Origin of the sequence: Prochlorococcus marinus str. MIT 1214, assembly GCF_027359355.1 — a bacterium.
Classification (GTDB): domain Bacteria; phylum Cyanobacteriota; class Cyanobacteriia; order PCC-6307; family Cyanobiaceae; genus Prochlorococcus_B; species Prochlorococcus_B marinus_F.
In genome coordinates this window covers 1,047,090-1,074,030 of the sequence record NZ_CP114777.1, presented here as the reverse complement: position 1 = coordinate 1,074,030, position 26,941 = coordinate 1,047,090, and the positions used below count along the sequence as shown (strand labels likewise).

The following is a 26,941-nucleotide window of genomic DNA, read 5'->3' as shown; positions in this document are numbered from 1 at the left end:
TAATGCTTTCTTGCCTTTGAAAAGTTGAATTAGCCTATAATGGCTAGGTAAAAATACTATTGGATTTCTTGATAACAGCTTTTTATTGATTTCAAGAAATTTATTTAAAGACTATTTCACGGTTTTTGATTTTTGATTTTTACTAAAGCTTTCTTTTAGAGGCTAACTTGTGTAGATAAATAAACAATTTATTTTATTTCTCGTTCTGGAAAAAACATTAATAAAAACTCCCAAAAGGATTGCATTTGGATTTTCTTTAAGCGCTTTGCCTTTGCTTGAGAGATTGCAAGCAAGCAATCATGTAGATCAAATCTTTATATCTAATGGTTCAACTCTTTTTTTAGAAAAAAAAATTGAAGGTTTAGTTGAATCCTCACCAATTGAGTTTTTAAAAGATCATTGGAATAACAATAATAAATTAATTTTTTTAGGTTCAATCGGAGCTGTAGTAAGGCTCATATCTCCTTTTGTTAGATCTAAACATAATGATCCAGCAATACTGGTAATGGATTCAAAAGCTAAAAATGTTCTTACTCTTTTAGGAGGCCATAAGCAAGGAGGAGACGCATTTGCTAATGAGTTGGCAGCTGCTTTAGAGGCAGAAGTAATTTGCACCTCAGATTCATTTACTGAAAGAAGAATTCCTTTGGATTGTTTTGGTGAAGGATGGGGTTGGGAGAGAGGTGGTTCAGATGTCGATTGGCGAAAATTAATGATTAGACAGTCTAAAGAGCAAAAAAATATAGTTTTTCAATCACAAGGTTCAAAACTATGGCAACAATTAAAAGGTTGTGCCAATTGTTCTTTTTTAGCGAAAAACGATCCAATCTCTTTTGAAAATATCAACTTATATATAGGTCAAGAAAATTCCAATATATGTTCATGGCATCCACCGACAATAATCATTGGAATTGGCTGTGAGAGAAATACAGATGAAATTGTCATTCAAAGAGCAATTGATAAGTCTTTGAATCAAAATGGCTTATCACTTCTTTCAATCTCTTGTTTAGCAACGATTGATAAAAAAAATGATGAAATAGGATTATTGAATTTGTCAAAAAAAAACGAATGGCCAATTTATTTTTTTAGTGCCCCTGAACTTTCACAAGTCAACGTGCCAACTCCTTCAAATGTAGTTTTGAAGGAAATGGGAACTGCCTCAGTCGCTGAAGCTGCGGCAATTTTGTTAGGAGGTCAGTCTGGAAGATTAATACAAGAAAAAAAAATCTATTATTCCAATGAGGATGAGTGTGGTGCCGTAACAATTGCATTGGTCGAGTTATCAATTCCCTTTGCACCTCATAAAGGAGAATTGCATTTAATTGGCAGTGGCCCTGGAGACTTGGAAATGCTTACCTCTGACTCTCGTCGAGCTTTAACTAGATGCTCTGCTTGGATCGGTTATACCCCTTACTTAAATTATTTGGATTCAATTCGCCGTCCTGAACAGGTTCGTATTGATTCTGAATTAACTTTTGAAAAAGATCGATGTCAATACGCTCTTGATCTTGCAAAAGAGGGGGTAAAAGTTGCGCTTATTTCATCTGGCGACAGTGGAATTTATGGAATGGCAGGGTTGGCTCTTGAACTTTGGCTACATGAAAAGATTGATTCAAGGCCTTTATTTCAAGTGCATCCAGGCATTAGCTCTTTTCAGATGGCTGCCGCAAGGCTAGGAGCTCCTTTTATGCATGATTTTTGTTCTATCTCCTTAAGTGATCTTTTGACTCCGTGGGATCAAATTGAGAGGAGAATTAAAAGTGCAGCGATAGGTGACTTTGTTATTGCAATATTTAATCCAAAATCAAAAAAACGTAATTGGCAGCTAAAAAAGACAGTTGATTTGCTACTCGAATTTCGGAAACCGTGCACACCTGTTGCTATCGCTAGAGAGCTTGGGAGGCCAGATGAAAGTATTGAAATTCATACACTCGCAACCTTGCCATTTGATCAGGTCGATATGCTTACTATTTTGGTCATTGGTAATAGTCAGAGTGTTCTTAAAAACAATAGATTTTTGACTCCAAGAGGCTATTTCTCTAATTAATTGTTTTTGATTACTACGAACCAGAAAATCGAATATTTAGTTTTAATCTTATTTTTAGTTATCAAATTGAGAAGAAGTTAAAAAATCAAGTCAATCTGTAAATTCTTTCTAAAGTTAGTTTGTTATTAAAAGAGCTTTGCTTAAACCAGACTGGTTACGTGTTAAGGCACCACAGCAAGAGAGGATTGGCAATGTTGCTGATCTATTAGTTGATTTAAAACTCAATACAGTTTGTCAGGAAGCAAGTTGTCCAAATATTGGAGAATGTTTTGCAGGAGGAACTGCTACTTTTTTAATAATGGGACCTGCATGCACTCGGAAATGCCCTTATTGCGATATTTCATTTGATAATTCGAAAAGGCTTTTAGACCCATCAGAACCTGATCGTTTAGGTGAAGCTGTTTTCAGGATGCGCTTGACTCATGTCGTTATAACTTCCGTCAATCGTGATGACTTAGAAGATGGTGGCGCTAGTCAATTTTTGAAATGTATTAAGGCTGTTCAAAGCAGATCCCCGTTTACCTCTATTGAAGTTTTAATTCCAGATCTTTGCGGTAATTGGGATGCTTTAAAAGTTATTTTGGATGCCGCTCCAAATGTACTAAATCACAATATCGAGACTGTTCCAAGGCTATATCCAAGAGTCAGACCTCAAGGAATATATGAAAGGTCTTTGGAATTATTAAAAAGAGTTCGTGAAGGTTGGCCAAGAGTGTATACGAAATCTGGCTTAATGGCTGGATTAGGGGAAACAGATGAAGAGATTTTGAGTGTTCTTTCTGATCTGCATCTAAATAAAGTTGATATCGTAACTATTGGCCAATATTTATCACCAGGCCCAAAACATTTACCTGTTAATAGATTTGTATCTCCTTCTCAATTTGATAGTTACCGTATTGAGGGAGAAAATAAATTAGGATTTTTGCAGGTCATCAGTTCACCATTAACTAGAAGTAGTTATCACGCAGGAGAAGTTAAAAAATTAATGATGTCTCATCCAAGGTGATTTGAAAACTTTGGTTGACTTCCATCAACTGATATCCATTCTTGAAGATCCCAGATAACTAAATTATTTTTAATCATGGGATCATTTTCTATGATCTTTTTTGCTGTTAAGTAATCCTTTGCTTCAAGAATTAATAAACCTCCACCGCCTGGAATTTTTTTTTCATTTATTAAATATCCGCTATGGATGTAATGGCCTAATTGACTAATCTTTTTCACCCATTCTTTATGCATTAACAAGAAGTTTTTTCTTTCACTATTTGATAATTCTAAAGTTTCCTTCTTGAATTTTTCTGTCTTAATAAATATAGGCATTCTCTCTGTCTATATTGTTGCTTTTTCAAGAGCTTCCTCAATACCTAATTTATTTTTTTCGCTTGGAGGAACTATTATTTTAAATAAATTTTTCCAAGAAGACCAACCTGAGAGAATCTTGTTTGCCTTAGGACTTTTAGTTTTCTGATGATATTCAATAATGAGTTCTTTTAAGAATTTTTCTTGATTAGTTGAAGTTAGATGATGAACTTCAACAATTTCTTTATTCATTCTTAAGTCAAGTTCATTTTTTTGATCAAGAATAAATGCTATGCCTCCAGTCATTCCTGCTCCAATATTTCTTCCAGTTTTTCCGAGCACAACAACTACTCCTCCAGTCATATATTCGCAACAATGGTCTCCTGCTCCTTCAATAACAGCATGAGCACCGCTATTGCGAACTCCAAAACGCTCACCTGCTATTCCAAGTGCGAATAATTTTCCACCAGTTGCTCCATATAGACACGTGTTGCCAATTATAACTTGAGTGTTAGATGTGTTATTGATGATTTCTGGAACAATGGTAATGGAACCTCCGTTAATACCTTTGCCTACATAATCATTAGCCTCTCCTATTAAAGAAATATTCATTCCTCTTAAAATAAACGCACCAAAACTTTGCCCAGCTGAACCTTTAAATATCAAATTTAAATTCCCATTAAAACCTTTATTTCCGTATTTTTTGGCTATTTCTCCAGAGATTCGCGCACAAACACTTCTGTCTGTATTGACAATTGAAATTTCTTTAGTGATGTTTCCCTGAGTTTGAATTGTATTGCAAATTTTTTCATCTTTGAGTAGAGAATTCTCAAGAACTTCTCCATTGCTGTGAGCTTGAATTTCATGGTTTAACCATGAACGATCGGTTGAGTTTTCTAATGGTTTGAGCAGGCTAGATAGGTCCACTCGTTTTGTTTTTGTTAAGTCTAGATTCCTAGGAATTAATAGCTCTGTTCTTCCAATAAGATCCTCGACTTTTGCTACTCCAACTTGACTCATCAATTGTCTGACTTCCTCAGCTACGAAGATAAAAAAGTTAACAACATGTTCTGGTAATCCAGGGAATCTTTTTCTTAAGCCTTCTTGTTGAGTTGCTACACCCACTGGACATTTATTTGTATGGCAAATCCTCGCCATTATGCAACCTTCGGCAATCATTGCGATTGTTCCAAAACCATATTCTTCTGCTCCAAGTAAAGCTGCAATCAGGACATCCCATCCTGTCTTTAAACCTCCATCTGCTCTTAATAAAACCCTTTCGCGAAGACCATTTTCTAATAAAGAGCGATGAACTTCCGTTAATCCAAGTTCCCATGGCAAACCAGCATGTTTAATTGAACTAAGTGGAGATGCACCTGTACCACCATCATGTCCTGAAATTTGGATGACATCAGCATTGGCTTTTGCTACTCCGCCTGCAATTGTGCCAATCCCTATTTCAGCAACTAATTTCACACTGACTTTTGCAGTTGGATTTATTTGATGTAAGTCATGAATAAGTTGGGCAAGATCTTCTATGGAATAGATATCATGATGAGGAGGAGGAGAAATAAGAGATACTCCTGGTTTGCTATTACGCAGCTTGGCTATATATTCATCAACCTTTGGTCCAGGTAATTGGCCACCTTCTCCAGGCTTTGCACCTTGAGCTACTTTGATTTCTAATTGTTTTCCGCTAGTTAGATATTCAGGAGTTACACCAAATCGGCCAGACGCAATTTGTTTAATTGCAGAACATGCGGTATCTCCATTTTTCAGTCCTTTTAGATTGGGTAATGTTTTTGATTGATTATTTTCATCAACATCCTGGAGGACATTGAATCTCGCAGGATCTTCCCCTCCTTCACCACTATTACTTTTTCCTCCAATTCTATTCATTGCTATTGCAAGAACTTCATGCGCTTCCCTAGATAGGGCACCTAAACTCATTCCACCGGTGCAAAATCTTTGACAAATACTCTCAACACTCTCTATTTGATCAAGAGGTAAAGGCTGACTAGCTGTCTTAAATGTAATGAGATCTCTGAGGGTAGTAGCGGGACGATTTTCTAGAAGTTGTTGATAAGTTTTGAAGTGGTCATATCCAGGTCCAGCTTTCACTGCAGCATGAAGAATTTTTGACATTTCTGGATTATTTAAATGAAATTCTCCACTATTTCGATATTGAACAAATCCATTAAAATCAAGTTTTTTTTGCTCTAGTTCTGGGAAAGCTTTTTTATGAAATGAAATTGTCTCGATTGATAATTCACTCAGCGTTAGTCCTGCTATACGACTGGTAGTTCCCTTGAAAGCTAAATCAATTAAGTCTGCACCGATACCGATGGCTTCAAAGATTTGTGCTCCGTGATAACTTGCTAGGACAGAGATTCCTATTTTTGAAAGTATTTTTCTTAATCCATCTTCCATTGCTTTCTTAACATTTTCTTGAGCAATTTCTATAGATAAATTAGACAACTTCCCATCGGAAATAAGTTTTTGAGTTTTAGGTAATTGCCACCAATGGCGTGTAGTTTCCCAAGTCAGCCAAGGACAAATTGCACTTGCCCCAAATCCAATCAGACAGGCTATGTGATGAGTACTCCAGCATTGAGCTGTATCTATGATTATCGAGGTTTTTAGCCTCAGCCCCTTTCTAAGCAAGTGATGATGTACTGCTCCGACAGCAAGAAGAGGGGGAATGTAGGAATTCTCTCTATTAACATTTCTATCTGAGAGGATGAGTATTTCTCCACCATTAATGACACTATCTTCTGCTTCTTGGCATAGATTTTTCAGACCTTTTTCTAAGTTTAGTTTATCATTATTAATAGGAATTAATATGGATATTTCCTTGTAATTAAGCCCTAATTTTTTTATTGAATTTAATTCTTTTTCATTAATTATTGGTGATTTAATATGAATTAGTCTTGCGGATTCTGCTTTAGGACTTAGTGGTGCTTTCCTAACTCCAAGATGCATTTCTAAGCTAGTAACAAGTTTTTCTCTAAGAGGATCAATGGGTGGATTAGTAACTTGTGCAAATCTTTGCTTGAAATAGTCATAAAGAATATGTGATTTATTAGAAAGTATGGCTAGTGGAATATCATCTCCCATGCAATAAGTTGGTTCTTTTGCATTTGCTGCCATGCTATTAATTATGTAATCAAAATCTTCTGCACTAAATCCAAATGCAATTTGTTGCTGCAGTAACTCTTGTTTATCGAATTTATGATTTACTTCCCAATTTTGGTTGTTAAGATTGATTCGATTTGCTTTTAACCAGTCTAAGTATGGATATCTGTTTGCTGACTCTTCTTTGACATCCCAGTTACGTAAAATCCTCTTTTTTTCTAAGTCTACTGCTAGCATTTGTCCTGGACCAAGCCGACCTTTTTCTTGGATTTGATGTTCATCTAATTCAACAACACCTGTTTCAGATCCCATTACAACATATCCATTTTTGGTGATGCAATAGCGAGCTGGTCTTAAACCATTTCTATCAAGTGTGGCCCCTACATTTCTTCCATCAGTAAAGACTATTAATGCTGGCCCATCCCATGGCTCCTGAGTTCCTGCTGCGTATTCATAAAAAGCAGTTATTTCAGGTTTATCTATTAATTCAGGTTGGTCTCTGAAAGCTTCAGGGATAAGTGTTAATAAACTATCAGTTATTGGTCGTCCACTTCGAACTAATAATTCAAGATTTAAATCTAGATTAGCTGAATCACTAAATACATTATTTACAATTGGTTTTAGATCATTTGCATTTTCTTTCCATACTGAACTTATATCTGTTTCTGATGCTTTTGCCCAATTTATATTTCCAAGCAAGGTATTTATTTCTCCATTATGACCTAAAAGTCTCATGGGTTGCGCCAATGGCCATTTTGGTAAAGTGTTTGTACTAAATCTTCTATGGTATACAGCATATGAAACTTCGAATCTATCATCCTTTAAATCTTTATAAAAAGGCGCCAATATTTCTGATCTGACCATCCCTTTATATACAATTGTTTTGCTACTTAAAGAGCATATATAGAGTCCTAATTTATCTCCCTTTAATTCTATATTAGCTCTATTTGAAATCCTTTGTTTTAATCTAAAAAGTAAAGCCTCAAGATTAATTTCTTTATCCTCAATATCAACTATCCATTGTGTAATAAATGGTTCATTTTCTCTTGCAAGTTTGCCTAAAACTTCTTCATGAACAGGAACATCTCTCCACCCTTTGGAAGTTAACCCTAAAGACTCAGCTTCCCTCTCACATATCTTCTTCGCTATTTCTCTATTATTTGGATCTTTAGGCATGAAAATCATACCTATCCCTGATCGTTGGGGATCGCATTGTTTAGCCGTGGCCCAAACTTGCTTTAAATATGACCATGGAATTTCACATAAAATCCCTGCACCATCACCCGAGTCGCCATCTCCGCCGCAACCACCTCTGTGCTCCATACAGCTGAGACCACGGACTGCCTGAGATAAGACCCAATGATTTTGTTTGCCTTCAACGCTAGCTATGAAGCCAACACCACAAGAATCTTTTTCCCCAGAAAAGGCATCAGGATAGGTGCTATCGCAATAGGGCCAATTTGATCTTGATGTTCGTTGGTGCATGTTTTTAACTTACTATTTTTTCTTTTCTTACAAAAGTGCTATCGGTAAGCTTGAAAAAGCTGATTAGAATAATTTGATAGATCCTAGGGTTACATCTTAAACATCTTTGTCTACTAAGAAGTTTTTTATTCAATACTTTCTTGAAAATATTTTGTACTTATGCTTAAACCTGAATAAAAATAAAATATTAATTGAAAAAAACTATGAATTTGGGTGGTTGACCAAGTAATCTGAAGAATTGTTGAATCTGGTCGAACCTAGACCAAATATTAAATTAATGCCAACCATTCAACAGTTGATAAGAACAGAGCGAAAGACTCTTAAAACAAAGACAAAATCTCCTGCTTTGCGAGGTTGTCCAGAAAGGCGAGGAGTATGTACAAGGGTTTATACCTCAACTCCCAAAAAACCTAACTCGGCTCTTAGGAAAGTAGCTCGTGTCAGATTAACCTCAGGTTTTGAGGTAACTGCTTACATTGGTGGTATTGGTCACAATCTTCAGGAACACTCTGTCGTTTTGCTCAGAGGTGGCAGAGTTAAAGATCTACCAGGAGTTAGATATCACATAGTCAGAGGAACTCTTGATACTGCTGGCGTTAAAGACCGTAGACAGTCAAGATCAAAATATGGAGCTAAATCTCCTAAAGAATAAAAAATTATTTTGATTTATTGAATTTCCCCCATACATTTTTATTTCATGTCAAGAAGAAACGCAGCTGAAAAAAGACCTGTTCTCCCTGATCCTCAGTTCAATAATCGATTGGCAAGTATGATGGTCCATCGATTGATGAAGCACGGGAAGAAATCAACAGCTCAAAAAATTCTTTCCGATGCCTTTGGGTTGATTAACGAACGAACTGGTTCAGACCCCATTGAATTATTTGAAACAGCAGTGAAAAATGTCACACCTCTTGTTGAAGTTAGAGCTAGAAGAGTTGGTGGAGCTACATATCAGGTTCCAATGGAAGTCCGTCAAGAAAGAGGGACAGCAATGGCACTCAGGTGGTTGGTAAATTTCTCAAGATCAAGAAATGGAAGAAGCATGGCTCAAAAACTTGCTGGGGAGCTTATGGATGCAGCTAATGAAGCTGGAAATGCAGTGAGGAAGAGGGAAGAGACCCATAAGATGGCCGAAGCAAATAAAGCTTTTGCTCATTATCGCTATTGATTTAGGTCAAATTTTTCTATTTAAATTCTCAAAATATTTCTTTTTTAGCATGCTTAGTTGTAGAGTCCATGCGCATTTTAAAGCCCTTTAGTCGGAGTATTTTCTGTGGCACGCGCCTTTCCTTTAGAACGAATTAGAAATATCGGGATTGCTGCACATATTGATGCTGGTAAAACCACTTGTACTGAAAGAATTCTTTTCTATTCAGGTGTTGTTCACAAAATGGGAGAGGTCCATGATGGTGCCGCAGTCACCGATTGGATGGCCCAAGAAAGAGAAAGAGGAATTACCATTACAGCTGCGGCAATTTCGACTACATGGGACGATCACCGTATAAATATCATTGATACCCCTGGACACGTTGACTTCACTATTGAAGTTGAGCGCTCGATGAGGGTTCTTGACGGTGTAATAGCTGTCTTTTGCGCGGTGGGTGGAGTACAGCCTCAATCTGAAACAGTTTGGCGTCAAGCCGATAGGTATTCAGTCCCAAGAATGGTATTTGTCAATAAAATGGATAGAACTGGAGCAGATTTCCTTAAAGTACATGGCCAAATTAAAGATAGATTAAAAGCTAATGCAGTTCCAATTCAGTTACCTATTGGAGCCGAAAATGACTTGAAGGGCATCATTGATCTAGTAGAAAATAAGGCATATATCTATAAAGATGATCTTGGCAAAGATATTGAGCAGACTGATGTTCCATCAGATATGGTTGATTTAGTCTCTGACTGGCGAGCCAAATTAATGGAGTCAATAGCAGAAACTGAGGAAGAATTGCTTGAAGCTTTTCTAGAAAATGGTGAGTTAACAATTGAACAACTCAAAACTGGAATTAGGGAAGGTGTTCTTAAGCATGGTTTGGTTCCAATGTTATGTGGTTCAGCTTTTAAAAATAAAGGGGTTCAATTATTGCTGGATGCAGTAGTTAATTATCTCCCTGCACCTGTTGATGTCCCTCCTATACAGGGTTTGCTTCCTAATGGGAAAGAAGCTGTTAGACCTTCCGATGATAGCGCTCCATTTAGCGCGCTTGCATTCAAGGTAATGGCTGATCCATATGGCAAATTGACTTTTGTTCGTATGTATTCCGGTGTCCTTGAAAAAGGAAGTTATGTTCTTAACTCAACTAAGGATGCAAAAGAGAGAATATCTAGGTTGATCATTTTAAAAGCTGATGATCGTGAGGAAGTCGATGAATTAAGAGCTGGGGATCTTGGGGCTGTGCTTGGTCTGAAAAATACAACAACTGGAGATACTTTATGTGCTTCCGAAGAGGCAATTGTTCTCGAAACTCTTTATATCCCTGAGCCAGTTATTTCAGTTGCGGTAGAACCCAAGACAAAGAGTGATATGGAAAAGCTAGGGAAAGCGCTGACATCTCTCTCTGAGGAGGATCCAACGTTCAGAGTCAGTACCGATCAAGAGACAAATCAAACTGTCATTGCAGGAATGGGTGAACTTCACCTAGAGATTTTGGTGGATCGTATGTTGAGAGAATTTAAGGTAGAGGCAAATATTGGAGCACCTCAAGTTTCTTATAGAGAAACAATTAGAGCCAGCTCCTCAGGTGAAGGAAAATTTGCAAGACAAACAGGAGGTAAAGGGCAGTATGGTCATGTTGTTATTGAAGTTGAGCCAGGTGATCCAGGGACTGGTTTCGAGTTCGTAAATAAAATCGTAGGTGGTTCTGTTCCAAAAGAATATATAAAACCTGCTGAATCAGGAATGAAAGAAACGTGTGAGTCTGGTGTGATTGCTGGCTATCCTTTAATTGATGTAAAAGTTACATTGGTTGATGGCTCTTATCATGATGTTGACTCATCAGAGATGGCTTTCAAAATTGCTGGCTCAATGGCTTTCAAAGATGGAATCAAGAAGTGCAATCCTGTCCTTCTAGAACCTATGATGAAAGTTGAGGTAGAAGTGCCTGAGGACTTCCTAGGCTCTATAATTGGAGATCTGTCCTCTAGACGAGGTCAGGTTGAAGGTCAATCCATCGATGATGGACAATCCAAAGTCCAGGCAAAAGTGCCATTAGCCGAAATGTTTGGCTATGCCACTCAACTCCGATCAATGACTCAAGGTCGGGGTATTTTCTCAATGGAGTTCAGCACCTACGAGGAAGTCCCTCGTAATGTTGCTGAAGCAATTATCTCCAAGAATCAGGGCAATTCCTGATCTCTAAAATTTACTAACCAACCCCCGATTCTTTAAAAAAAATGGCTCGCGAGAAGTTTGAGAGGAACAAACCTCACGTCAACATAGGTACTATTGGCCACGTTGACCATGGCAAAACAACACTTACTGCTGCAATCACAAAGGTTTTAGCCAAAAAAGGTCAAGCCGAAGCGCAAGATTACGCTGAAATTGATGGAGCTCCAGAAGAGCGTGAACGCGGGATCACAATCAACACTGCTCACGTTGAATATGAAACTGATGGTAGGCATTATGCTCATGTTGATTGCCCAGGTCACGCTGATTATGTAAAAAACATGATCACAGGTGCTGCTCAGATGGATGGTGCAATTCTTGTTGTAGCAGCTACAGATGGAGCAATGGCACAAACAAAAGAGCATATTCTTTTGGCCAAGCAGGTTGGTGTACCTGCATTGGTTGTTGCACTAAACAAATGTGACATGGTCGATGATGAAGAAATGATCGAACTTGTAGAAATGGAGATACGTGAACTTCTCACAAGTTATGACTTCCCTGGCGATGACATCCCTGTTGTTCAAGTTTCAGGATTAAAAGCTATTGAAGGAGAAGCAGATTGGGAGACAAAAATAGATGAATTGATGACTGCTGTTGATTCTTCCATTCCAGAACCAGAACGTGAAATTGATAAGCCTTTCTTAATGGCTGTAGAAGACGTGTTCTCAATTACTGGTCGTGGAACAGTTGCTACTGGACGAATTGAAAGAGGAAAAGTAACAGTCGGAGAGGAGGTCGAAATTGTAGGAATTAGAGATACAAGACTTACAACTGTTACCGGTGTCGAGATGTTTAGAAAACTTCTTGATGAAGGTATGGCTGGAGACAACGTTGGACTTCTATTACGAGGTATCCAGAAGGAAGATATTGAAAGAGGAATGGTTCTTGTTAAAAAAGGATCTATTACTCCTCACACTAAATTTGAAGGTGAGGTTTATGTATTGAAAAAAGAAGAGGGTGGTCGTCATACCCCTTTCTTTGCTGGATATCGTCCTCAGTTTTACATTCGTACTACTGATGTAACAGGTCAAATTACTGCATTCACATCTGATGATGGCAGTAACGTTGAAATGGTTATGCCCGGTGACAGAATAAAAATGACTGGAGAATTAATAGCTCCTGTTGCTATTGAGCAAGGAATGAGATTCGCAATTCGCGAGGGTGGACGTACCATTGGAGCTGGAGTAGTTTCCAAAATTATTGAGTAATGATTAAGAGGATGACTTGTAATTTATTCAGGTCATCCTTTAAATTAAATAAACAAATGAGCTAATTGGTTCATTTTTAAAAGAACCTAGAAAACCTAATTACCTTTTGGTAATACCATTATGTCAACTGCAATTGCACAGCAAAAAATACGCATACGCCTAAAGGCTTTTGATAGGAGAATGCTTGATTTGTCTTGCGAGAAGATTATTGAGACTGCAGACACTACAGCAGCTTCAGCAATAGGGCCTATTCCTCTTCCAACAAAGAGAAAAATTTATTGTGTTCTTCGTTCGCCTCATGTTGATAAAGATTCAAGAGAGCATTTTGAAACAAGAACACATAGACGAATTATCGATATTTACAGCCCTTCAGCAAAGACTATAGATGCTTTAATGAAGTTAGATCTTCCTAGTGGAGTTGATATAGAAGTTAAGCTCTAGAGCTTTTTCTCTCAAACCAGAGATTGATTACCTAGGATAGATTTAATTAGGAAAACCCATTTGAGCGAACTTTCAGTTAGGGAGTTACCACTTTTCCCATTGCCTGAGGTTGTGCTTTTTCCTCAGGAGTACTTGCCACTTCATATTTTTGAGACGCGTTACAGGGTGATGCTTCAGTCTGTATTGAAATCCGATAGCCGTTTTGGAGTTGTTAGATGGGATCCAATAGCAAAAAAAATGGCAGATGTTGGTTGTTGTGCTGAGATCATCAAGCATCAAACCTCACAAGATGGTAGAAGCAATATTGTTACTATTGGACAGCAAAGATTTAGAATTCTAGAAATTATTAGCGAAACTCCTTTTATTAACGCTTTAGTTAGTTGGGTTGATGATGATAAAATATCAGATCAAAAAAAACTAATAGAACTAAAGGACTCCGTTGCTATTGCTCTCAGGGATGTAGTTTCGCTGACTTCGAAATTAACTGAATCTGAGAAGGAACTCCCTGATTCTTTGCCTGATATCCCCAGAGAATTGTCTTTTTGGATAGCTGCTCATCTTGGAGGCCCAGTAGCGAGTGAACAGCAAAATTTATTAGAATTAACAAATACCGCGCAACGTTTAGAGAGAGAATACGAACTTCTTGATCACACAAGAAGACAACTTGCTGCAAGAACTGCTTTAAAAGATACTTTTTCAAATGCTGATCAAGCCAATAATTAATCATGCAATGGATATTAATTTTTTTATTTAGTGCTTTTTTGCTACTCACCTTAAGTACTCAATGGCTCAAGAAAAGTCGTAGATATGATTCTGTTAGCAGTGTTGCATCGTCATATGATTCATGGACTAATGATCGATTATTAGAAAATCTCTGGGGCGAACATATTCATCTTGGCTTTTACGAAAAACGAAGAATAAAAAAAGACTTTAGGAAAGCTAAGGTTGATTTTGTTCATGAATTAGTTCGTTGGAGCGGTTTGCATAAATTACCAAAAGGCTCAAGGGTTTTAGATGTAGGATGTGGAATTGGCGGAAGTTCAAGAATATTATCTAACCACTATGGATTTGATGTTATTGGTATTTCCATAAGTCAAGAACAAATTAAAAGAGCAAATGAATTAACAGATAATAAGGATTTTTGTCGTTTTGAGGTAATGAATGCACTTGACTTAAAGTTTGACAAAGGTAGCTTTGACGGCGTTTGGAGCGTTGAAGCTGGTCCTCACATGCTTGATAAGCAAACCTTTGCAGATGAGATGCTCAGGGTTCTTAGGCCGGGGGGTGTTTTGGCAATTGCAGATTGGAATCAAAGAGATTCAAAAAAGCATCCTTTAAATTCATTTGAAAAGTTCATTATGAATCAATTATTAATTCAATGGACCCACCCTGAATTTTCAAGTATTGAAGGATTTAAAAACAATTTATTAAATAGTCCTTATTGTGGATGTTCTGTTGAGTCTTCTAATTGGACAAAATACACAATTCAATCTTGGAATGAATCTATATATGAAGGTTTTAGAAGACCTTCATCCATATTAAAATTAGGGCTCAGATCAATCCTGAAAGCATTTAGAGAAATTCCAACGATACTGATGATGAGATGGGCTTTTTCAACAGGTTTGATGAAATTTGGAGTGTTCAAATCAAGAGGATAAATTACTCACCTTCTGATCCGAAATAACATCCAAAATTAATTATTTGATTGCAAAGTGGAGATAACTCCTCAGTAATTCTCCCAAAGTCTTTTTTATTAGAATGATTTAAATCAAGATCTATGAAAAAAACATACTCGCCTAATTCTCTTTTAGAGGGACGAGATTCAATTCTACTCATATTCAGGCCAAGATTTGCGATACAATTCAACGCCTTTAGTAATGCACCTGGACTATTTGACTTAAGAGAAAAAGCCATACTTGCTTTGTTGCCATCTACTTTTATGTTCTTCTTACTCAGAAGAACGAACCTAGTGCAATTACCTTCGATATCATTAATTGGATAAGCCAGAACATTTAGTTCTTCATTTGCATCTTTGGATCCTATCGCGGCTCTAAATGAGCTACCTTTAACCATTCTTATCGCCTCTGCCGTGGAATTGGTTGGTAGATGAACTGCATTTGGAATATTGTCGTTTAACCACTGGCTGCATTGAGCAATTGCCTGAGGATGGGAAAGTACCTCTGAAATAGTTGATATTGATCCGCTGCTCATTAAGGAGTGCTTGATAGGAAGTACTAGTGCTCTGTGAATAAATAGATTTTCATGTCTCCATAGAGAATCTAATGTTGTTGTAACGCCACCTTCTACTGAATTTTCAATTGGTACTACGGCTGCTTCACAAAGATTGTTTGCAAGATTATCAACCACAGACCTTAAGCCTTTGTATGGCGAGAACTGTGGGGATTCAAGCCTTTCTAAGGCTGCTAGCGCTTTTGCTGCCTTCTCTGCGTATGTTCCTTTAGGTCCAAGGTAGGCCACTCGAGTTGACATTAGATAAAAAAAATGGGGTAAATGCCGATAAGATCAAGCTGAACAAGTTTTTGATAATGTCTCTTGCCTTTAAAGCACGACAAAAAATTGATCTAGTTGTTCAAGATAATGAGGAGCAACTACCTGATTATCTCTTACAACAGGAAAGAGTTGTAGGAGCAATGCTTGATCCTAAGAAATTGACTCCTTTGGGGCCAGGTAGCTTTAGATACGAAGTCACAAGTTTTCAGGTTTTTCAACTGCAAATAAATCCAGTCGTATCAATAGGTGTAGAAAATACTGATAGGAAAATCAGAATGTTTGTTACCGAAAGTCACTTGGATGGCTTGGGATTAGTTGATGATTTCGATTTAACTTTAGATGCAATTCTGGAAGCAAAACCATCAGGCCTTGGAGGTGAAGCGCTTTTAGGTGTGACAGTCAGTCAACCTCAGCTATTGAGATTAATTCCTCCCAAAATGCTCGAGTCAACTGGGCAAACAATATTAAATGGAATTTTGTTAGGAATAAAGGCTAGGGTAGAGAAGCAGTTAATTGTTGACTTTAATAATTGGTGTAAAGAAAATTAGTTACAAAATTAATGTCTATCTATTTTCAATTTGGAGAGAAAACTTTTTCGGTGGAGTTTTGTTGCACCTTCTTTAATTAAGTTTTTTCTATGTATTTCAGTTCCATACCCTTTGTTTTTTTCAAGTCCATAAAGACTGTATTTGCGGGCTAGTCGTTTAATTAATTCATCTCGGGCTTCTTTAGCTAGAACACTGGCAGCCGCAATTGATGCGAAATGACTTTCACCTCGAATCTGTGTTTTTTGCTTCCCTGGCCACAGGCGAATGGGTAACATTCCATCCACAAGAATTAATTCTGGTGGGGATAGAAATTTTTCTAATGCTCTAAGCATCGCTTTTTCAGTAGCCTCTCGAATACCGATACTGTCAATTTCTCTTGCTGAGGCCTGACCTATCGACCAAGCTAATGAGTTTTTTTTTATTAAAGGAACCAAGTTATGTCTTTGTCGGGGGCTTAATTTTTTACTGTCTTGTAAGCCTTGATTTAAGAGATTTTCTTCGTGCGCTTTGCTTAATATTACCGCTCCTGCGAAAACAGGACCAAATAAACAACCTTTCCCTACCTCATCAACTCCTGCAGTCAGTGATTTCTTATCTTTCATGTTTAAGAAGAAGCTGAAGATCTCCTTCTTTTTCGTCTTGGATCCTCATTGACCTCTTGTGATTCCGTGGAAATTAATTCATTGTTATCATTTACTGAAAGATTATCAGCACCAATTAATTCATTAGTATGTTGATCTAACTCTATATTGATTTTCTCTTCTTCTTTAGAATTAGTTGATTTTTGTTGACTAGAGCTATCTGTCTTGAGACGAATAAGATCCTTATTATTTTTTTGACGCTTGACATTGGAATTATTAAATGTGCTTTGTTCAGTTTTCTCAAGTATGTTATTTTTTTCTTCTACTCCTGTCTCTTCCCCAGGTCTAATAATGTTAACAGTATAGTTTTCAGATATTGGGGTCTGTTCTAAAAGAAGGATAGGATCTAAACCCATCAAACTATAAACTAGCTCTTCATTGCTATTCATCTTTATATTTAGGATAGTATTCTCTTTCTTTTTATTATTGTCTAAACTAATATCGTCTCTAATTATATCTGAGGATGTAGGCATTAAAGTATTAGTTGCTTGTTTATGATCTTCATTTATTAAGTTTGTTTCTATCTCTTTCCCTTTATTAATACGCTTCTTTTTGGTATTATTTTCTTGTATAGATTGTAAATCTTCACCTGCGATTGAAGATGAATTTATGACACCAGCTTCTGGCGAGCTTGTTAAATTAATATCTTGAATAGTAATGTTTTGAATACGACCATCTACTTGGGAGTTGGGAGAAGTTTTCCCAAATAATTCATATATATTTTGACCTTGTCTTTTTCTTGTAAGCTCAACAAGTCCAAGTTCTGTAAGTGAAGCTATTTGTGGCCGCGCTGAGTCTCCATTAATAGCAGATGTGAAATGTTCTAATAATTGAAGTTGGTCTCTTTTTGTATCCATATCTATAAAATCAATGATGATTACTCCACCTATATTCCTTAATTTTAATTGTCTTGCTATCTCAATAGCTGCTTCACAATTAGTCCATAAAACTGTTTCTCTGGAATTCGCAGATCGTGTAAACGAGCCTGAGTTGACATCAATAACTGTCAATGCTTCTGTTGGCTCTATTATTATATATCCACCAGAGGGAAGATCTACTCTGGGCTTTAATGCTTCATTAATTGAAGATATGACTCTATATTTTTCTAAGATATTTTTAGAATCGCAATGTAATTCTATTGCTAGTTCTTTACTATCTTTGCCAATAAAACTTTTAACACGATCAATCGCTTCCGTATTATCTACAACAATCTGAGTAACGTTTTGACCTGTATGATCTCTCAGAATTCTATGAATAAAGTCTTCATCTCTATTTAAGAGAATTGGCGGACTACAACTCTCAGATGCTTGTTGAATAAGCTCCCATTGTTTGAGAAGATTTTCAAGATCATCAATTAAAAATTCTTCAGAAATATCCTCTGCTTCTGTTCTGATTAAAAGACCAGTACTTGGGGGCTTGACTAGTACTCCTAATGCTCTAAGACGATTTCTTTCACTTTCTTTGTTTATTCTTCTCGAAATATTTACACCTTGTCCATAAGGTTGGAGTACTAAATATCTACCAGGAAGAGCTATATTTCCAGTTAATCTTGGTCCTTTTGACCCAGTGGGCTCTTTCATTACTTGAACCAATACCTTTTGCCTTGGTTCGAGTAACTCTGTTATTCCTGCAGTTGTGTTTTTTAATCTAAGGGGACCTAAATCATTGACATGAATAAAACCATTTTTTTCACTTTCTCCAATATTGACAAAAGCAGCATCAATCCCTGGAAGAACATTTTCAACGGTTCCTAAGAAAATATCTCCGATTTGGTAGCTACCTTGAGCTACGATTAATTCATCTATTCTTTCATCCGTGAGCAGAGCGGCAATCCGCAAATGCTCAGCAATAATAATTTGCTGGGGCATATAAGATTTTGAGCTTTTTAAGCTATTAAAAATTGATTAGCAGAAAAACTGCAAATAGAATTGTTGGAAATTTTTAACGCCTAACAAACTTAAAGAGATTTTTGAATACTGTTCGGTGTGGGAATTAATTATAATTCGGTTGAAGTCGCTGGAGTTGCCAACGTTTAATCTAGGTGTCCCTTTAAGAAAAACTGACGTTAATTGAGAACCTTAGGGGCTTAAACCCTTTTCATAGATCTCAAAAATAATACTAACACAGGATCACTTTTAATTTAATTTAATTGCTTTAAGTTCTAGCCCCTGTTAAAAAATTAGTTTTTAAATCTGGAATCATCTTTGTTTCAAGATTTGAAGGCGTTTCAGGGATTATCCTGAACTTAAATTTAATGTTGGCGATTTTCAAGTGGTACAAGTTAATGCTAATTACCTGAAATTAAAAGCAGGCTATCTTTTTCCAGAAATTTCTAGAAGAATTAAAGATTTTAGCACTAAGAATCCTAATGCTGATTTGATCCGCCTAGGAATTGGTGATGTTACTGAACCTCTGCCTTTAGCTTGTCGTGAAGCCATGAAAGCGGCCATTGAGGAGATGGGAACTCGAGATGGCTTTAGGGGCTATGGCCCAGAACAGGGGTATCAGTGGCTGCGAGAAAGCATTGCTGAAAATGATTATGTTTCTCGTGGTTGTGAAATATCAGCGGAAGAAATCTTTGTTTCAGATGGCTCCAAATGCGATAGCAGTAATATTTTAGATATTCTTGGGAAGGAAAATAAGATAGCTGTAACTGATCCTGTATATCCTGTATATGTCGACACGAATGTGATGACAGGTAGGACAGGAGAATCTAACTTTGCAGGGGAATATAAAGGTTTAAGTTATATTCCAATTAATTCAGAGAATGGATTTGAGGCGCCAATTCCAGAAGATAGATTTGATTTAATTTATCTGTGCTTTCCTAATAATCCCACTGGTGCAGTAGCAACTAGAGATCAATTAGTTTCTTGGGTGAAATATGCAAAAGAAAATAATTCTTTGATTCTTTTTGATGCTGCTTATGAAGCTTTCATCAAAGATGACTCGATCCCTCATTCGATTTTTGAAATTGAGGGATCTAGAGATTGTGCAATTGAGTTTCGATCTTTTTCAAAAAATGCCGGCTTCACTGGCACAAGATGTGCTTTTACAGTTATTCCCAAATCTTTAAAAGGTAAAGCAGGCGGAGAAGAAGTTGATTTGTGGTCTTTATGGAATCGTCGACAAAGCACTAAATTCAATGGCGTAAGTTATGTTGTTCAGAGAGGGGCGGAAGCTGTTTACTCCAAAGAAGGGAAAATACAAATCAAAAAATTAGTAAGTTTTTATATGGATAATGCCCAAATAATTAAAGCAAATTTGACTTCTGCGGGATTTGAAGTTTATGGAGCAATCAATGCCCCTTATGCATGGATAAAAACACCGAAAAACATGAACTCATGGGATTTCTTTGATTTCTTGCTTGAAAAAGCAAATGTAGTGGGCACACCAGGAAGTGGATTTGGGGCTGCGGGAGAAGGTTATTTTCGATTGTCTGCTTTTAATAGCAGAGAAAATGTCGAAAAAGCTATGCAAAGGATCGTAAAACTTTAATGCGTAATCTCATGGTAAATTCTTTGTTAAAAGGTGCTAATTATCTTGGCAGTTTAATTATGGTTGATTCGACAAATCAAACTGATGGAGACACTGCTGTTATTGATCGGGAAGTTCAACGAGTTAGAAAAATATCTCCAAAGTATAAGGTTTTACTTCATAATGATCCAGTTAATACGATGGATTATGTAGTTGAAACTTTAAGGCAGGTCGTTCCACAATTAAGTGAACAGGATGCTTTAAATATTATGCTAGAAACACATAATAATGGTGTCGGACTTGTTATTACTTGTGACTTGGAACCCGCTGAATTTTACTCTGAATCTCTAAAGGCAAAGGGTTTAACAAGTACCATTGAATTAGAAAGCTGAAATTAACAATTTACAAGCTTTGGAACAGATGGTTGTATCAAAAGATGCAATGGATACCAACACTTACTCTTTTTTTATTTTTATATCCTGCTGGATGGTCTTCAAGTTATTTTTTTTACTTATTTAATCAAGATATTAGTTCCAATAATTTAAGTATAATAGCCATCACAATAACATATATATTGTTCCTATGTGTTCTGCCTAGTTGGGGAAGGGTTAGATGGAGAACTGATAATCTATGGGTATCTATAGGATTAGATTTTAATAATAAATTGATAGCACTAAAAATATTTTTTAGTGGGTTTATTTTTTCTGTTTTCCTTCTAGTTATCCTTTGTTTGTTTTTTATCTTATGCGGTTGGGTGGATAAGGTTAATTATATCAAATTTACTGAATTATTAAACGCAATATTGTTGATAGTGGGTTTTGTTTCTGCTGAGGAGATAGTCTTTCGAGGTTGGTTAATGGAGGAAATGGTCCTGTTGTTTGGATTGAAAAGAGGAATGATTTTTCAATCTGCAATTTTTAGTTTTTTCCATTACAGACCTGATATTGGTTTATTACATTTGATTCCTTTTTTTACTGGACTGTTTCTTTTAGGATTGGTTCTAACTTTAAGACGAACTATTGATAAAGGGTCGTTGTGGGGATGTATTGGTTTGCATGGTGGATTGGTTGGTATTTGGTATCTTTTTGATTCGGGAATGCTTATTTTTTCTAGTAATACTCCTTATTTTTTATTAGGACCTAGCAAAAATATGGTGAATCCCATTGGTGGCATTATTGGGATAATAATTTTATTAATTACGATAGTTTGTCAACGAAGGTTTTTTGCAAGAACGGGACGATTTTTAGCCTCAACAGTTAATGCATCTGTTAAAGATGAAATCCCATAATCTCTTTCTAATAAGTTCATAACTGTTCTACCGAAATCATTTGGATTTGTATCAAAGGCTTCTAAACATACCCTTCCAAATTCCTTCCCCATAGGCTCAGGATTCCATAGGAGTTTTCTGGCTGTCCAAGGCATTAAACTCATAGGGTTATAACCAGGTTTTAATAAACCTTTTTTTAGTCCATATTTTTCTAGCAGAGTATGAGGTTGGAGTCCTATGAAAAATATAGAAGGTTCAACAATATCAGCACCAAAAATCTTCTCTAATTCTCTATGGTAAGCAACGGTTTGTCTTATTGTCTCTGGACGCTCATCTATGACATTGAATGAGTAGTTTACTGAAACCTGAGCTTTAAATCCTGCTTTGGCTAGAAGTTCACAGTTTTTCAGAACTGTTTTTAAGTTGTATCCCATTTTCATTTTTCGGACAAGTTCTTGGGAGCCAGAAGTTATTCCAATTTCGAAATAGCTCATACCTGTTTGAACCATTAACTCAGTTAACTCTTCATCTAAATTGTCAGCTCGTATGTATGCTGCCCAATGAATGTCATGCAATCCTTCATCAAAGATAGCTTGCAGAATATCCTTAGCATTCTGAATATGTCCTCTAGAAGGGATGAATTGGGCATCCGTAAACCAAAATCCCCGAACGCCAAGATTGTATAATTGTTTGATTTCTTTAATAACTTCATTTACTGGGTTGATTCTTACTTTCTTGCCTTCAATGACAGTATAAATACAGTAACAACAGTTATGTGGACAACCTCTCTTGGTTTGTACTCCAATATAGAAGTCTCCACCATCTAAATACCATTTGAATTCAGGCCAGATAGATTGAATGTAATTATAATTGCATGCAGTTTTAATTACATTATTTGGTTTTTCATGAATTAGTTCATCTCTGGGAGATTCACCAACCACAAAACATCTTTCATCAGTAATAGGTTCCTTTTTTATTAATTTTTCTATTAACAGCTCTCCTTCCCCTAAGGAAATAATAGTACCTTTTGGAAGTGATTTTTTTAATTGATTATAAAAAACACTAACAGCACCACCTCCCAATATGGCTGATGCACTTGGATTATATTTCTTTGCATATTGTAATCCCTTTCTAATTAATCTTTGGTTTCTCCATATTTCGCCATAATGACTTCTTAGTAGTTGAAAACCACCTAAAGCACCTCGAATTTTTTTGAGAGGATTGCGAGCATAAAAAACTTCAAATGAATTTTGTAATGGATTTCCTCCTCTACCATCTACAGGGGCATAAATTTGTATATCTCTCCATGAAAAAACTAGTAGTGTGGGTTTAAAACTTTCTATATTGTTTATTAAAATTCTCTCGACATCTAAGATCGGTAAGGAAGCTAAATCTACAATTAATTGTTGAATTTCTGGGAAGCATTTATGAACATGATCAGCTAAATAAATCGGTCCAATTGGGAAAATTGGGTTGCAAGGCAGTCTGATATACAAGACTTTAACCTTTGATTTAGGCCCAAGAAGTTTTATTTCAGAAGTCAAATTTGCTTTCATCAGGACATCTGTTGATAACAAAAATCATCATTGAGAGATAAACACTAACAATTTGTTGACCTTTTTGATCGAAAATTAGATTAATAGTAAAAGGGAAGAAGATACAATTTCATCTCAGACTTGGCTAAAACTTAGTTGCAGAGATGGTTTTGCTACTATTCTGCAAGCATTAAGATAATAATTAAATTCAAAGGCAAAGTTGTTTTTCTTTTTTTAATTGATTTTGATCAATTGATTTAAAAAACACAAAATAGATCAGACTAACTGTATAGATTTGATTATTGGATTATGAATCCTCCAATGACTTTGATCATATACATCCTCAGTGGTGCTGCTCTGGGAAGTTTGATGCTGCTTAGTGGTATTCCGGCTGCTCCTCTTCTAGGTTCTATTTTGGCTGCTGGATGCTTAAGCATAAGTGGGCAATTTGAACCTGCTCATTGGCCTATGGGAACCAAAACTTTGCTTGGAATTGGTGTTGGGACTGTTATTGGCACGGGTATTAATCGAGATACTATTTCAGAGCTGCAATCGCTTTGGAAGCCGGCAATTTTAATCACGATCACTTTGATTTTCACAGGTCTCTTTCTTGGGTTTCTAGTAGTTCGTTTATTTGGAATTGATCCTTTGATAGCCTTGTTAGGCTCTGCTCCAGGGGGAACTCTTGGTATGAGCTTAGTAGGAGCAGAGCTTGGAGTAGGAGCTGCAGTGGCGGCAATTCATGCATTTAGATTGATATCTGTTTTATTAATTACTCCTGCTGTGGTTAAATATTTAGCTCCTTTGTTTCGTGTGAATGTGAATTAGAAATTTAGTAATTAAAAGTCAAAACATGGTTCAACAAAGCTTGATAACTTTATATAAATTTCCAAGGAGAGTTTTCGGGTATTTTCGGCCCCTTGTACTTGTCTAATGGTTCTTTCGTGCTTATTCGCCATTCAGGGACCCGACATTGAATATATCCTGGGTTTTGAATCAGAACACCAGGATTCCCATCTTTTTTGTATGTAAACCCTCCCTTCCATATACCTCTTTCTTTCACTGATCTTTTGAACCAAACCCAGCAGTTTTCTTTTTCCATTAAACAAGGTAAAAAAGAGTATTAAAATTTTAATTTCTTCAGTTTTTCACTGGTTAAATTACCTTCTTCTGCTTCTGCGTCTTTGTTGTAATTTTCTCTTATATTTTTCAACAGGAGTTTCATGATGACGCAGGCGCTTTAATTCTCCAAAGATGCCAGCTTTGGAAACTTGACGCTTAAAACGGCGAAGTGCTGATTCAATGCCTTCGTTTTCTCCAACAGTTACTTGAGTCAAAAAGATAAAAAAATATTATTTGATAATTTTACAGGACGATAAAGCAAATTTTTGTTTTGACCTTTTTTGGGGAAAAAGATCTAGAATATTTATGAATTATCCAAATAGCTTTCTTCAAGTTTTGCTTATTAGCCAAATCATTGAGGTTTTTCCCTTTTCGGACCATTCATTATTACTTCATAGGTCCGTTATCCAATGACTATTTACATCGGGAATCTCTCGTTTGATGCTGAGGTTGAAGATATTGTTGGTGTTTTTAGCAGTTATGGTGAAGTCACTAATTGTAAGTTGCCATTAGAAAGGGAAACTGGAAGAAAAAGAGGTTTCGCTTTCGTTGACATGGGCGACGATGCTCAAGAACAAAAAGCAATCGATGATCTTCAAGATGTTGAGTGGATGGGCAGGGCTATCAGGGTTACCAAGGCTAGACCAAAAAACAATTAATTTTAGGTTTCAGTCTATTAGCGATTAAAGCATTATCTAAAATTAATGCTGTAATGATTAGAAGTTAAGAGCGATGCCTTTTTAATGCTTTACTCAACAATTCCATTCTCTACAATCACGTTTGGTGGATTTAATCCTTTAGCTGCAATTGCTGGTTTAGTGATCTTTTTTCAGATTTCTCAAATTTATTATTATGGATTACCTGAAAATGAACCAACAGTTGAGCTTTCTGAGACAGGTTCTTATAGGTACCTTCAAAAACAATTTATTGGTGTTCAAGTGGTTACTGCTCTTATTGCAGCCTCAGTGATGCTTGCAGGCCCTGATAAGATCTTTTTCCCTTTTAAATATTTTTAAGATAAAAAAATCAATTTTATTAAAAAAAGCAGCTATATGAGCTGCTTTTTTTATGTATTAAGAAATTAACTTAAATTAATAACTAATTTGTTTAGTAATTTTGATGGTTAATATTTTCTTTGGACTACTTAGTTTTGGAATCGTCACTTTGTTCATCATGGACATCAATCTAAGAATTAAATGTTTTAAATAGTATATATAAATTATGTCTTATGGAATTCAATCAAAATGGCACTGATAACTTACAAGAAATAGTTAATAGAAATGAAAAGGTTATTTCAAATGAAAACCTTAATTACTTATATCCTCATGGACATCGTATGACTCATCAAATGAGATGGCTTAAATGTATTAGTGATAGGGGTTTGAGGTCTGATATCGCAGCATAAAAATAAAAATTAATCATTTAAATAGAAAAAAGAAATGAAAAAAACAAAGGAAAATCAAAAAAGTAGTCCTGATCTCTATGAAGATATGATTAGATTAGATAAGCTTGATGCTTATGAAGCTCAAATCAAATCAAATTTTTTTTTAAAAAGAAAATAATAAATCATATCTTGAAATAATTTTTCCACTTATAAAAAAGCCTCCTGTTTCATCAGGAGGCTTTTTTAGGGCTTAACTTTTCAGGATTAGAAGCTGAAATAAGTTTCAGCAACTACACCAGTGTCGTCATCACCAGTACTTGTATCTTCTACAGTGAAGAATCCAGCTGTGACAGATACATAGTCATTAAGTCCATAGCTGTAAGAAACTTCAAATCCTGTTGAATCTTCAGAATCACTGCCATCAATATCAGTCGAATTGTAGGCAGCACTTAGTGTTCCAGGTCCTACTTCGTAGTCAACACCAACGAACAAGTCAGTTGCATCAGCACCTGTTTCTGGATCTGTTGTGTCGTAAGCAACGCTGATTGTTGCAGGAACTGATTCAGGACTGTAATAGATACCACCACCGAATGTGTCGTATCCAGTTGTTCCGCCTTCACCGTCGTTAGAAGCGATTACAAGACCGCCACCAAAGCCGTCGCCGTCATAGCCAAGAGTGAAAGTTGAAACATCATCACCATCATCAGCTCCGATACCTACTGTGGAATCAGCACCACCAACAGAAACGAAGCTAACAGAAGCAACTACGCCATTGTCGTTAGAGTAAGCAACACCAACTCCAGGCCCAGTTTCGTTACCAGCCAAAGAATAAGGCATGCTGCCTAGTCTGAAAGCATCTGAATAAGCAGATGTTGTTGCAGCAACAACATCATCCTGATCAACCAAAGGACCAGCAGTTACTGAAAGATCGCCAACAGGGAAAGCATAATATAAAGAATGCAATGTAATAGCACCAGTGCCACCAACTGAGCTATCCATGCTTGCTAATGGTCCACTAGCATTACCAGTTTCCATACCCATGTAGAGCATGTCTTCACCAGTAAAACTGGAAGTTACGTCAAGTCCATATCCATATTGCATATAGAGTTCTTCTTCCGTATCAGTTGTTCCTCCATCGGCAACAGAACCGATAGTAAAAACAGCACCACCAGAAAGAGATGTGGTTGATGAAAATGCAGTATCTGCATTAACTGCAACTGGAGCCATTAGGCCCAATGCAGCAGGAGCTACCAGCAAACGCTGAAAAAACTTCATTGTGTCCTCACACAAATTTAGAGCACTTTATTCTTATATTTGGTAAATAGATTCGACGTATTAGTTGTTACATTATTAGAAATTATTTTGTATGTTTGGATACATCCTGGAATTATTCCCAGTTATTATTTTGAGTAAATTTTCCTTGTTTAAATATTCTTTGATTAAGGATAGCTTTGATTGATTT

Annotated in this window: 26 protein-coding genes; 17 read left to right on the top strand and 9 right to left on the bottom strand. The window is 36.4% G+C overall.

All coding sequences use genetic code 11. The features are described 5' to 3' along the window. Positions 1 to 265: 265 nt before the first annotated feature. Together cobJ and lipA are read left to right on the top strand one after the other, a co-directional pair. Entirely contained in the window at positions 266 to 2,047 is a 1,782-nt protein-coding gene (gene cobJ, locus O5639_RS06200; RefSeq protein WP_269623702.1) for a precorrin-3B C(17)-methyltransferase, read from the top strand. A 136-nt stretch (positions 2,048 to 2,183) separates the two neighbouring features. After that, complete coding sequence (gene lipA, locus O5639_RS06195) at positions 2,184 to 3,053, top strand: lipoyl synthase (protein ID WP_269623701.1); 870 nt, start codon at positions 2,184 to 2,186, stop codon at positions 3,051 to 3,053. On the opposite strand, the gene O5639_RS06190 is transcribed toward lipA, so the two are convergent. Together O5639_RS06190 and gltB are read right to left on the bottom strand one after the other, a co-directional pair. Then, positions 3,041 to 3,367: a YciI family protein gene (locus O5639_RS06190; RefSeq protein ID WP_269623700.1), complete on the bottom strand. Its 327-nt coding sequence runs from the start codon at positions 3,365 to 3,367 to the stop codon at positions 3,041 to 3,043. The two genes, lipA and O5639_RS06190, sit on opposite strands and share 13 nt — an antisense overlap. A gap of 9 nt (positions 3,368 to 3,376) precedes the next feature. Next, positions 3,377 to 7,966, bottom strand: coding sequence for a glutamate synthase large subunit (gltB, locus tag O5639_RS06185; RefSeq protein WP_269623699.1), 4,590 nt, complete (start codon positions 7,964 to 7,966; stop codon positions 3,377 to 3,379). A 277-nt stretch (positions 7,967 to 8,243) separates the two neighbouring features. Between gltB and rpsL the strand changes: the two genes are divergently transcribed. The 7 genes from rpsL to O5639_RS06150 all read left to right on the top strand — a co-directional run bounded on the left by rpsL (position 8,244) and on the right by O5639_RS06150 (position 14,655). Then, positions 8,244 to 8,618, top strand: a complete 375-nt coding sequence (rpsL, locus tag O5639_RS06180) for a 30S ribosomal protein S12 (protein WP_011824478.1) — start codon at positions 8,244 to 8,246, stop codon at positions 8,616 to 8,618. Positions 8,619 to 8,663: 45 nt separating this feature from the next. Next, complete coding sequence (rpsG, locus tag O5639_RS06175) at positions 8,664 to 9,134, top strand: 30S ribosomal protein S7 (protein ID WP_269608916.1); 471 nt, start codon at positions 8,664 to 8,666, stop codon at positions 9,132 to 9,134. A 105-nt stretch (positions 9,135 to 9,239) separates the two neighbouring features. Next, entirely contained in the window at positions 9,240 to 11,315 is a 2,076-nt protein-coding gene (gene fusA / locus O5639_RS06170) for an elongation factor G (protein ID WP_269623698.1), read from the top strand. A gap of 41 nt (positions 11,316 to 11,356) precedes the next feature. Further along, positions 11,357 to 12,556, top strand: coding sequence for an elongation factor Tu (tuf, locus tag O5639_RS06165; RefSeq protein ID WP_269623697.1), 1,200 nt, complete (start codon positions 11,357 to 11,359; stop codon positions 12,554 to 12,556). 120 nt (positions 12,557 to 12,676) lie between these two features. Next, a complete protein-coding gene (gene rpsJ, locus O5639_RS06160) occupies positions 12,677 to 12,997 on the top strand; it encodes a 30S ribosomal protein S10 (RefSeq protein ID WP_269603446.1) in 321 nt (106 codons plus the stop codon). A gap of 60 nt (positions 12,998 to 13,057) precedes the next feature. Beyond that, a complete protein-coding gene (locus O5639_RS06155) occupies positions 13,058 to 13,720 on the top strand; it encodes an LON peptidase substrate-binding domain-containing protein (RefSeq protein ID WP_269623696.1) in 663 nt (220 codons plus the stop codon). Between the two features lie 2 nt (positions 13,721 to 13,722). Further along, the gene (locus O5639_RS06150; RefSeq protein WP_269623695.1) at positions 13,723 to 14,655 is read left to right on the top strand and encodes a methyltransferase domain-containing protein; all 933 of its coding nucleotides are present in this window, start codon (positions 13,723 to 13,725) and stop codon (positions 14,653 to 14,655) included. A 1-nt stretch (position 14,656) separates the two neighbouring features. Here O5639_RS06150 and pheA read toward each other — a convergent pair whose 3' ends face one another. Continuing rightward, positions 14,657 to 15,487 (bottom strand): prephenate dehydratase, encoded by an 831-nt coding sequence (gene pheA, locus O5639_RS06145; RefSeq protein WP_269623694.1) that lies wholly within the window; start codon positions 15,485 to 15,487, stop codon positions 14,657 to 14,659. A gap of 56 nt (positions 15,488 to 15,543) precedes the next feature. On the opposite strand from pheA, the gene O5639_RS06140 reads away from it, so the two are divergent. Further along, entirely contained in the window at positions 15,544 to 16,056 is a 513-nt protein-coding gene (locus tag O5639_RS06140; RefSeq protein WP_269623693.1) for a DUF1997 domain-containing protein, read from the top strand. Between the two features lie 8 nt (positions 16,057 to 16,064). Here the strand turns inward: O5639_RS06140 and O5639_RS06135 are convergent, their stop codons facing one another. Further along, the gene (locus O5639_RS06135; RefSeq protein ID WP_269623692.1) at positions 16,065 to 16,658 is read right to left on the bottom strand and encodes a ribonuclease HII; all 594 of its coding nucleotides are present in this window, start codon (positions 16,656 to 16,658) and stop codon (positions 16,065 to 16,067) included. 2 nt (positions 16,659 to 16,660) lie between these two features. Further along, a complete protein-coding gene (locus tag O5639_RS06130) occupies positions 16,661 to 18,565 on the bottom strand; it encodes an Rne/Rng family ribonuclease (protein ID WP_269623691.1) in 1,905 nt (634 codons plus the stop codon). Between the two features lie 403 nt (positions 18,566 to 18,968). Here O5639_RS06130 and O5639_RS06125 point away from each other — a divergent pair, with 403 nt between their 5' ends. From O5639_RS06125 to O5639_RS06115, 3 genes are read left to right on the top strand one after another with little or no spacing between them, the layout of a single operon-like run. After that, positions 18,969 to 20,192, top strand: coding sequence for an LL-diaminopimelate aminotransferase (locus tag O5639_RS06125; protein ID WP_269623690.1), 1,224 nt, complete (start codon positions 18,969 to 18,971; stop codon positions 20,190 to 20,192). Positions 20,193 to 20,251: 59 nt separating this feature from the next. Further along, positions 20,252 to 20,563 (top strand): ATP-dependent Clp protease adapter ClpS, encoded by a 312-nt coding sequence (gene clpS / locus O5639_RS06120; protein ID WP_420063674.1) that lies wholly within the window; start codon positions 20,252 to 20,254, stop codon positions 20,561 to 20,563. Positions 20,564 to 20,607: 44 nt separating this feature from the next. After that, entirely contained in the window at positions 20,608 to 21,459 is an 852-nt protein-coding gene (locus O5639_RS06115; protein ID WP_269623688.1) for a type II CAAX prenyl endopeptidase Rce1 family protein, read from the top strand. On the opposite strand, the gene O5639_RS06110 is transcribed toward O5639_RS06115, so the two are convergent. Continuing rightward, positions 21,381 to 22,994 carry a photosystem II high light acclimation radical SAM protein gene (locus O5639_RS06110; RefSeq protein ID WP_269623687.1) on the bottom strand — a complete coding sequence of 538 codons (1,614 nt, stop codon included), beginning with the start codon at positions 22,992 to 22,994 and terminating at the stop codon, positions 21,381 to 21,383. The two genes, O5639_RS06115 and O5639_RS06110, sit on opposite strands and share 79 nt — an antisense overlap. A gap of 288 nt (positions 22,995 to 23,282) precedes the next feature. Between O5639_RS06110 and O5639_RS06105 the strand changes: the two genes are divergently transcribed. After that, complete coding sequence (locus O5639_RS06105; RefSeq protein ID WP_269623686.1) at positions 23,283 to 23,801, top strand: AbrB family transcriptional regulator; 519 nt, start codon at positions 23,283 to 23,285, stop codon at positions 23,799 to 23,801. Positions 23,802 to 23,850: 49 nt separating this feature from the next. Here O5639_RS06105 and O5639_RS06100 read toward each other — a convergent pair whose 3' ends face one another. Further along, positions 23,851 to 24,075 carry a hypothetical protein gene (locus O5639_RS06100; protein WP_269623685.1) on the bottom strand — a complete coding sequence of 75 codons (225 nt, stop codon included), beginning with the start codon at positions 24,073 to 24,075 and terminating at the stop codon, positions 23,851 to 23,853. Positions 24,076 to 24,133: 58 nt separating this feature from the next. Beyond that, complete coding sequence (rpsU, locus tag O5639_RS06095; protein ID WP_011295405.1) at positions 24,134 to 24,310, bottom strand: 30S ribosomal protein S21; 177 nt, start codon at positions 24,308 to 24,310, stop codon at positions 24,134 to 24,136. 195 nt (positions 24,311 to 24,505) lie between these two features. Here rpsU and O5639_RS06090 point away from each other — a divergent pair, with 195 nt between their 5' ends. From O5639_RS06090 to O5639_RS06080, 3 genes are all read left to right on the top strand, one after another. Further along, positions 24,506 to 24,754, top strand: coding sequence for an RNA recognition motif domain-containing protein (locus O5639_RS06090; protein WP_011295404.1), 249 nt, complete (start codon positions 24,506 to 24,508; stop codon positions 24,752 to 24,754). A gap of 84 nt (positions 24,755 to 24,838) precedes the next feature. Further along, the gene (locus O5639_RS06085) at positions 24,839 to 25,111 is read left to right on the top strand and encodes a hypothetical protein (protein WP_269623684.1); all 273 of its coding nucleotides are present in this window, start codon (positions 24,839 to 24,841) and stop codon (positions 25,109 to 25,111) included. 212 nt (positions 25,112 to 25,323) lie between these two features. After that, on the top strand, positions 25,324 to 25,500 hold the full coding sequence (locus O5639_RS06080) for a hypothetical protein (RefSeq protein WP_269623683.1): 177 nt from the start codon (positions 25,324 to 25,326) through the stop codon (positions 25,498 to 25,500). A 243-nt stretch (positions 25,501 to 25,743) separates the two neighbouring features. On the opposite strand, the gene O5639_RS06075 is transcribed toward O5639_RS06080, so the two are convergent. Further along, positions 25,744 to 26,754 (bottom strand): porin, encoded by a 1,011-nt coding sequence (locus O5639_RS06075; RefSeq protein ID WP_269623682.1) that lies wholly within the window; start codon positions 26,752 to 26,754, stop codon positions 25,744 to 25,746. Between the last annotated feature and the right edge of the window lie 187 nt (positions 26,755 to 26,941).

Coding starts and splice junctions, on each gene's coding strand:
- rpsL (WP_011824478.1), top strand. CDS start 8,244: ATGCCAACCATTCAACAGTTGATAAGAACAGAGCGAAAGACTCTTAAA.
- O5639_RS06080 (WP_269623683.1), top strand. CDS start 25,324: ATGGAATTCAATCAAAATGGCACTGATAACTTACAAGAAATAGTTAAT.
- O5639_RS06140 (WP_269623693.1), top strand. CDS start 15,544: ATGTCTCTTGCCTTTAAAGCACGACAAAAAATTGATCTAGTTGTTCAA.
- O5639_RS06075 (WP_269623682.1), bottom strand. CDS start 26,754: ATGAAGTTTTTTCAGCGTTTGCTGGTAGCTCCTGCTGCATTGGGCCTA.
- O5639_RS06085 (WP_269623684.1), top strand. CDS start 24,839: ATGCTTTACTCAACAATTCCATTCTCTACAATCACGTTTGGTGGATTT.
- rpsJ (WP_269603446.1), top strand. CDS start 12,677: ATGTCAACTGCAATTGCACAGCAAAAAATACGCATACGCCTAAAGGCT.
- O5639_RS06130 (WP_269623691.1), bottom strand. CDS start 18,565: ATGCCCCAGCAAATTATTATTGCTGAGCATTTGCGGATTGCCGCTCTG.
- O5639_RS06090 (WP_011295404.1), top strand. CDS start 24,506: ATGACTATTTACATCGGGAATCTCTCGTTTGATGCTGAGGTTGAAGAT.
- O5639_RS06110 (WP_269623687.1), bottom strand. CDS start 22,994: ATGAAAGCAAATTTGACTTCTGAAATAAAACTTCTTGGGCCTAAATCA.
- pheA (WP_269623694.1), bottom strand. CDS start 15,487: ATGTCAACTCGAGTGGCCTACCTTGGACCTAAAGGAACATACGCAGAG.
- clpS (WP_420063674.1), top strand. CDS start 20,252: ATGGTTGATTCGACAAATCAAACTGATGGAGACACTGCTGTTATTGAT.
- O5639_RS06105 (WP_269623686.1), top strand. CDS start 23,283: ATGAATCCTCCAATGACTTTGATCATATACATCCTCAGTGGTGCTGCT.
- tuf (WP_269623697.1), top strand. CDS start 11,357: ATGGCTCGCGAGAAGTTTGAGAGGAACAAACCTCACGTCAACATAGGT.
- O5639_RS06135 (WP_269623692.1), bottom strand. CDS start 16,658: ATGAAAGATAAGAAATCACTGACTGCAGGAGTTGATGAGGTAGGGAAA.
- O5639_RS06150 (WP_269623695.1), top strand. CDS start 13,723: ATGCAATGGATATTAATTTTTTTATTTAGTGCTTTTTTGCTACTCACC.
- gltB (WP_269623699.1), bottom strand. CDS start 7,966: ATGCACCAACGAACATCAAGATCAAATTGGCCCTATTGCGATAGCACC.
- O5639_RS06100 (WP_269623685.1), bottom strand. CDS start 24,075: ATGGAAAAAGAAAACTGCTGGGTTTGGTTCAAAAGATCAGTGAAAGAA.
- rpsG (WP_269608916.1), top strand. CDS start 8,664: ATGTCAAGAAGAAACGCAGCTGAAAAAAGACCTGTTCTCCCTGATCCT.
- O5639_RS06190 (WP_269623700.1), bottom strand. CDS start 3,367: ATGCCTATATTTATTAAGACAGAAAAATTCAAGAAGGAAACTTTAGAA.
- O5639_RS06115 (WP_269623688.1), top strand. CDS start 20,608: ATGCAATGGATACCAACACTTACTCTTTTTTTATTTTTATATCCTGCT.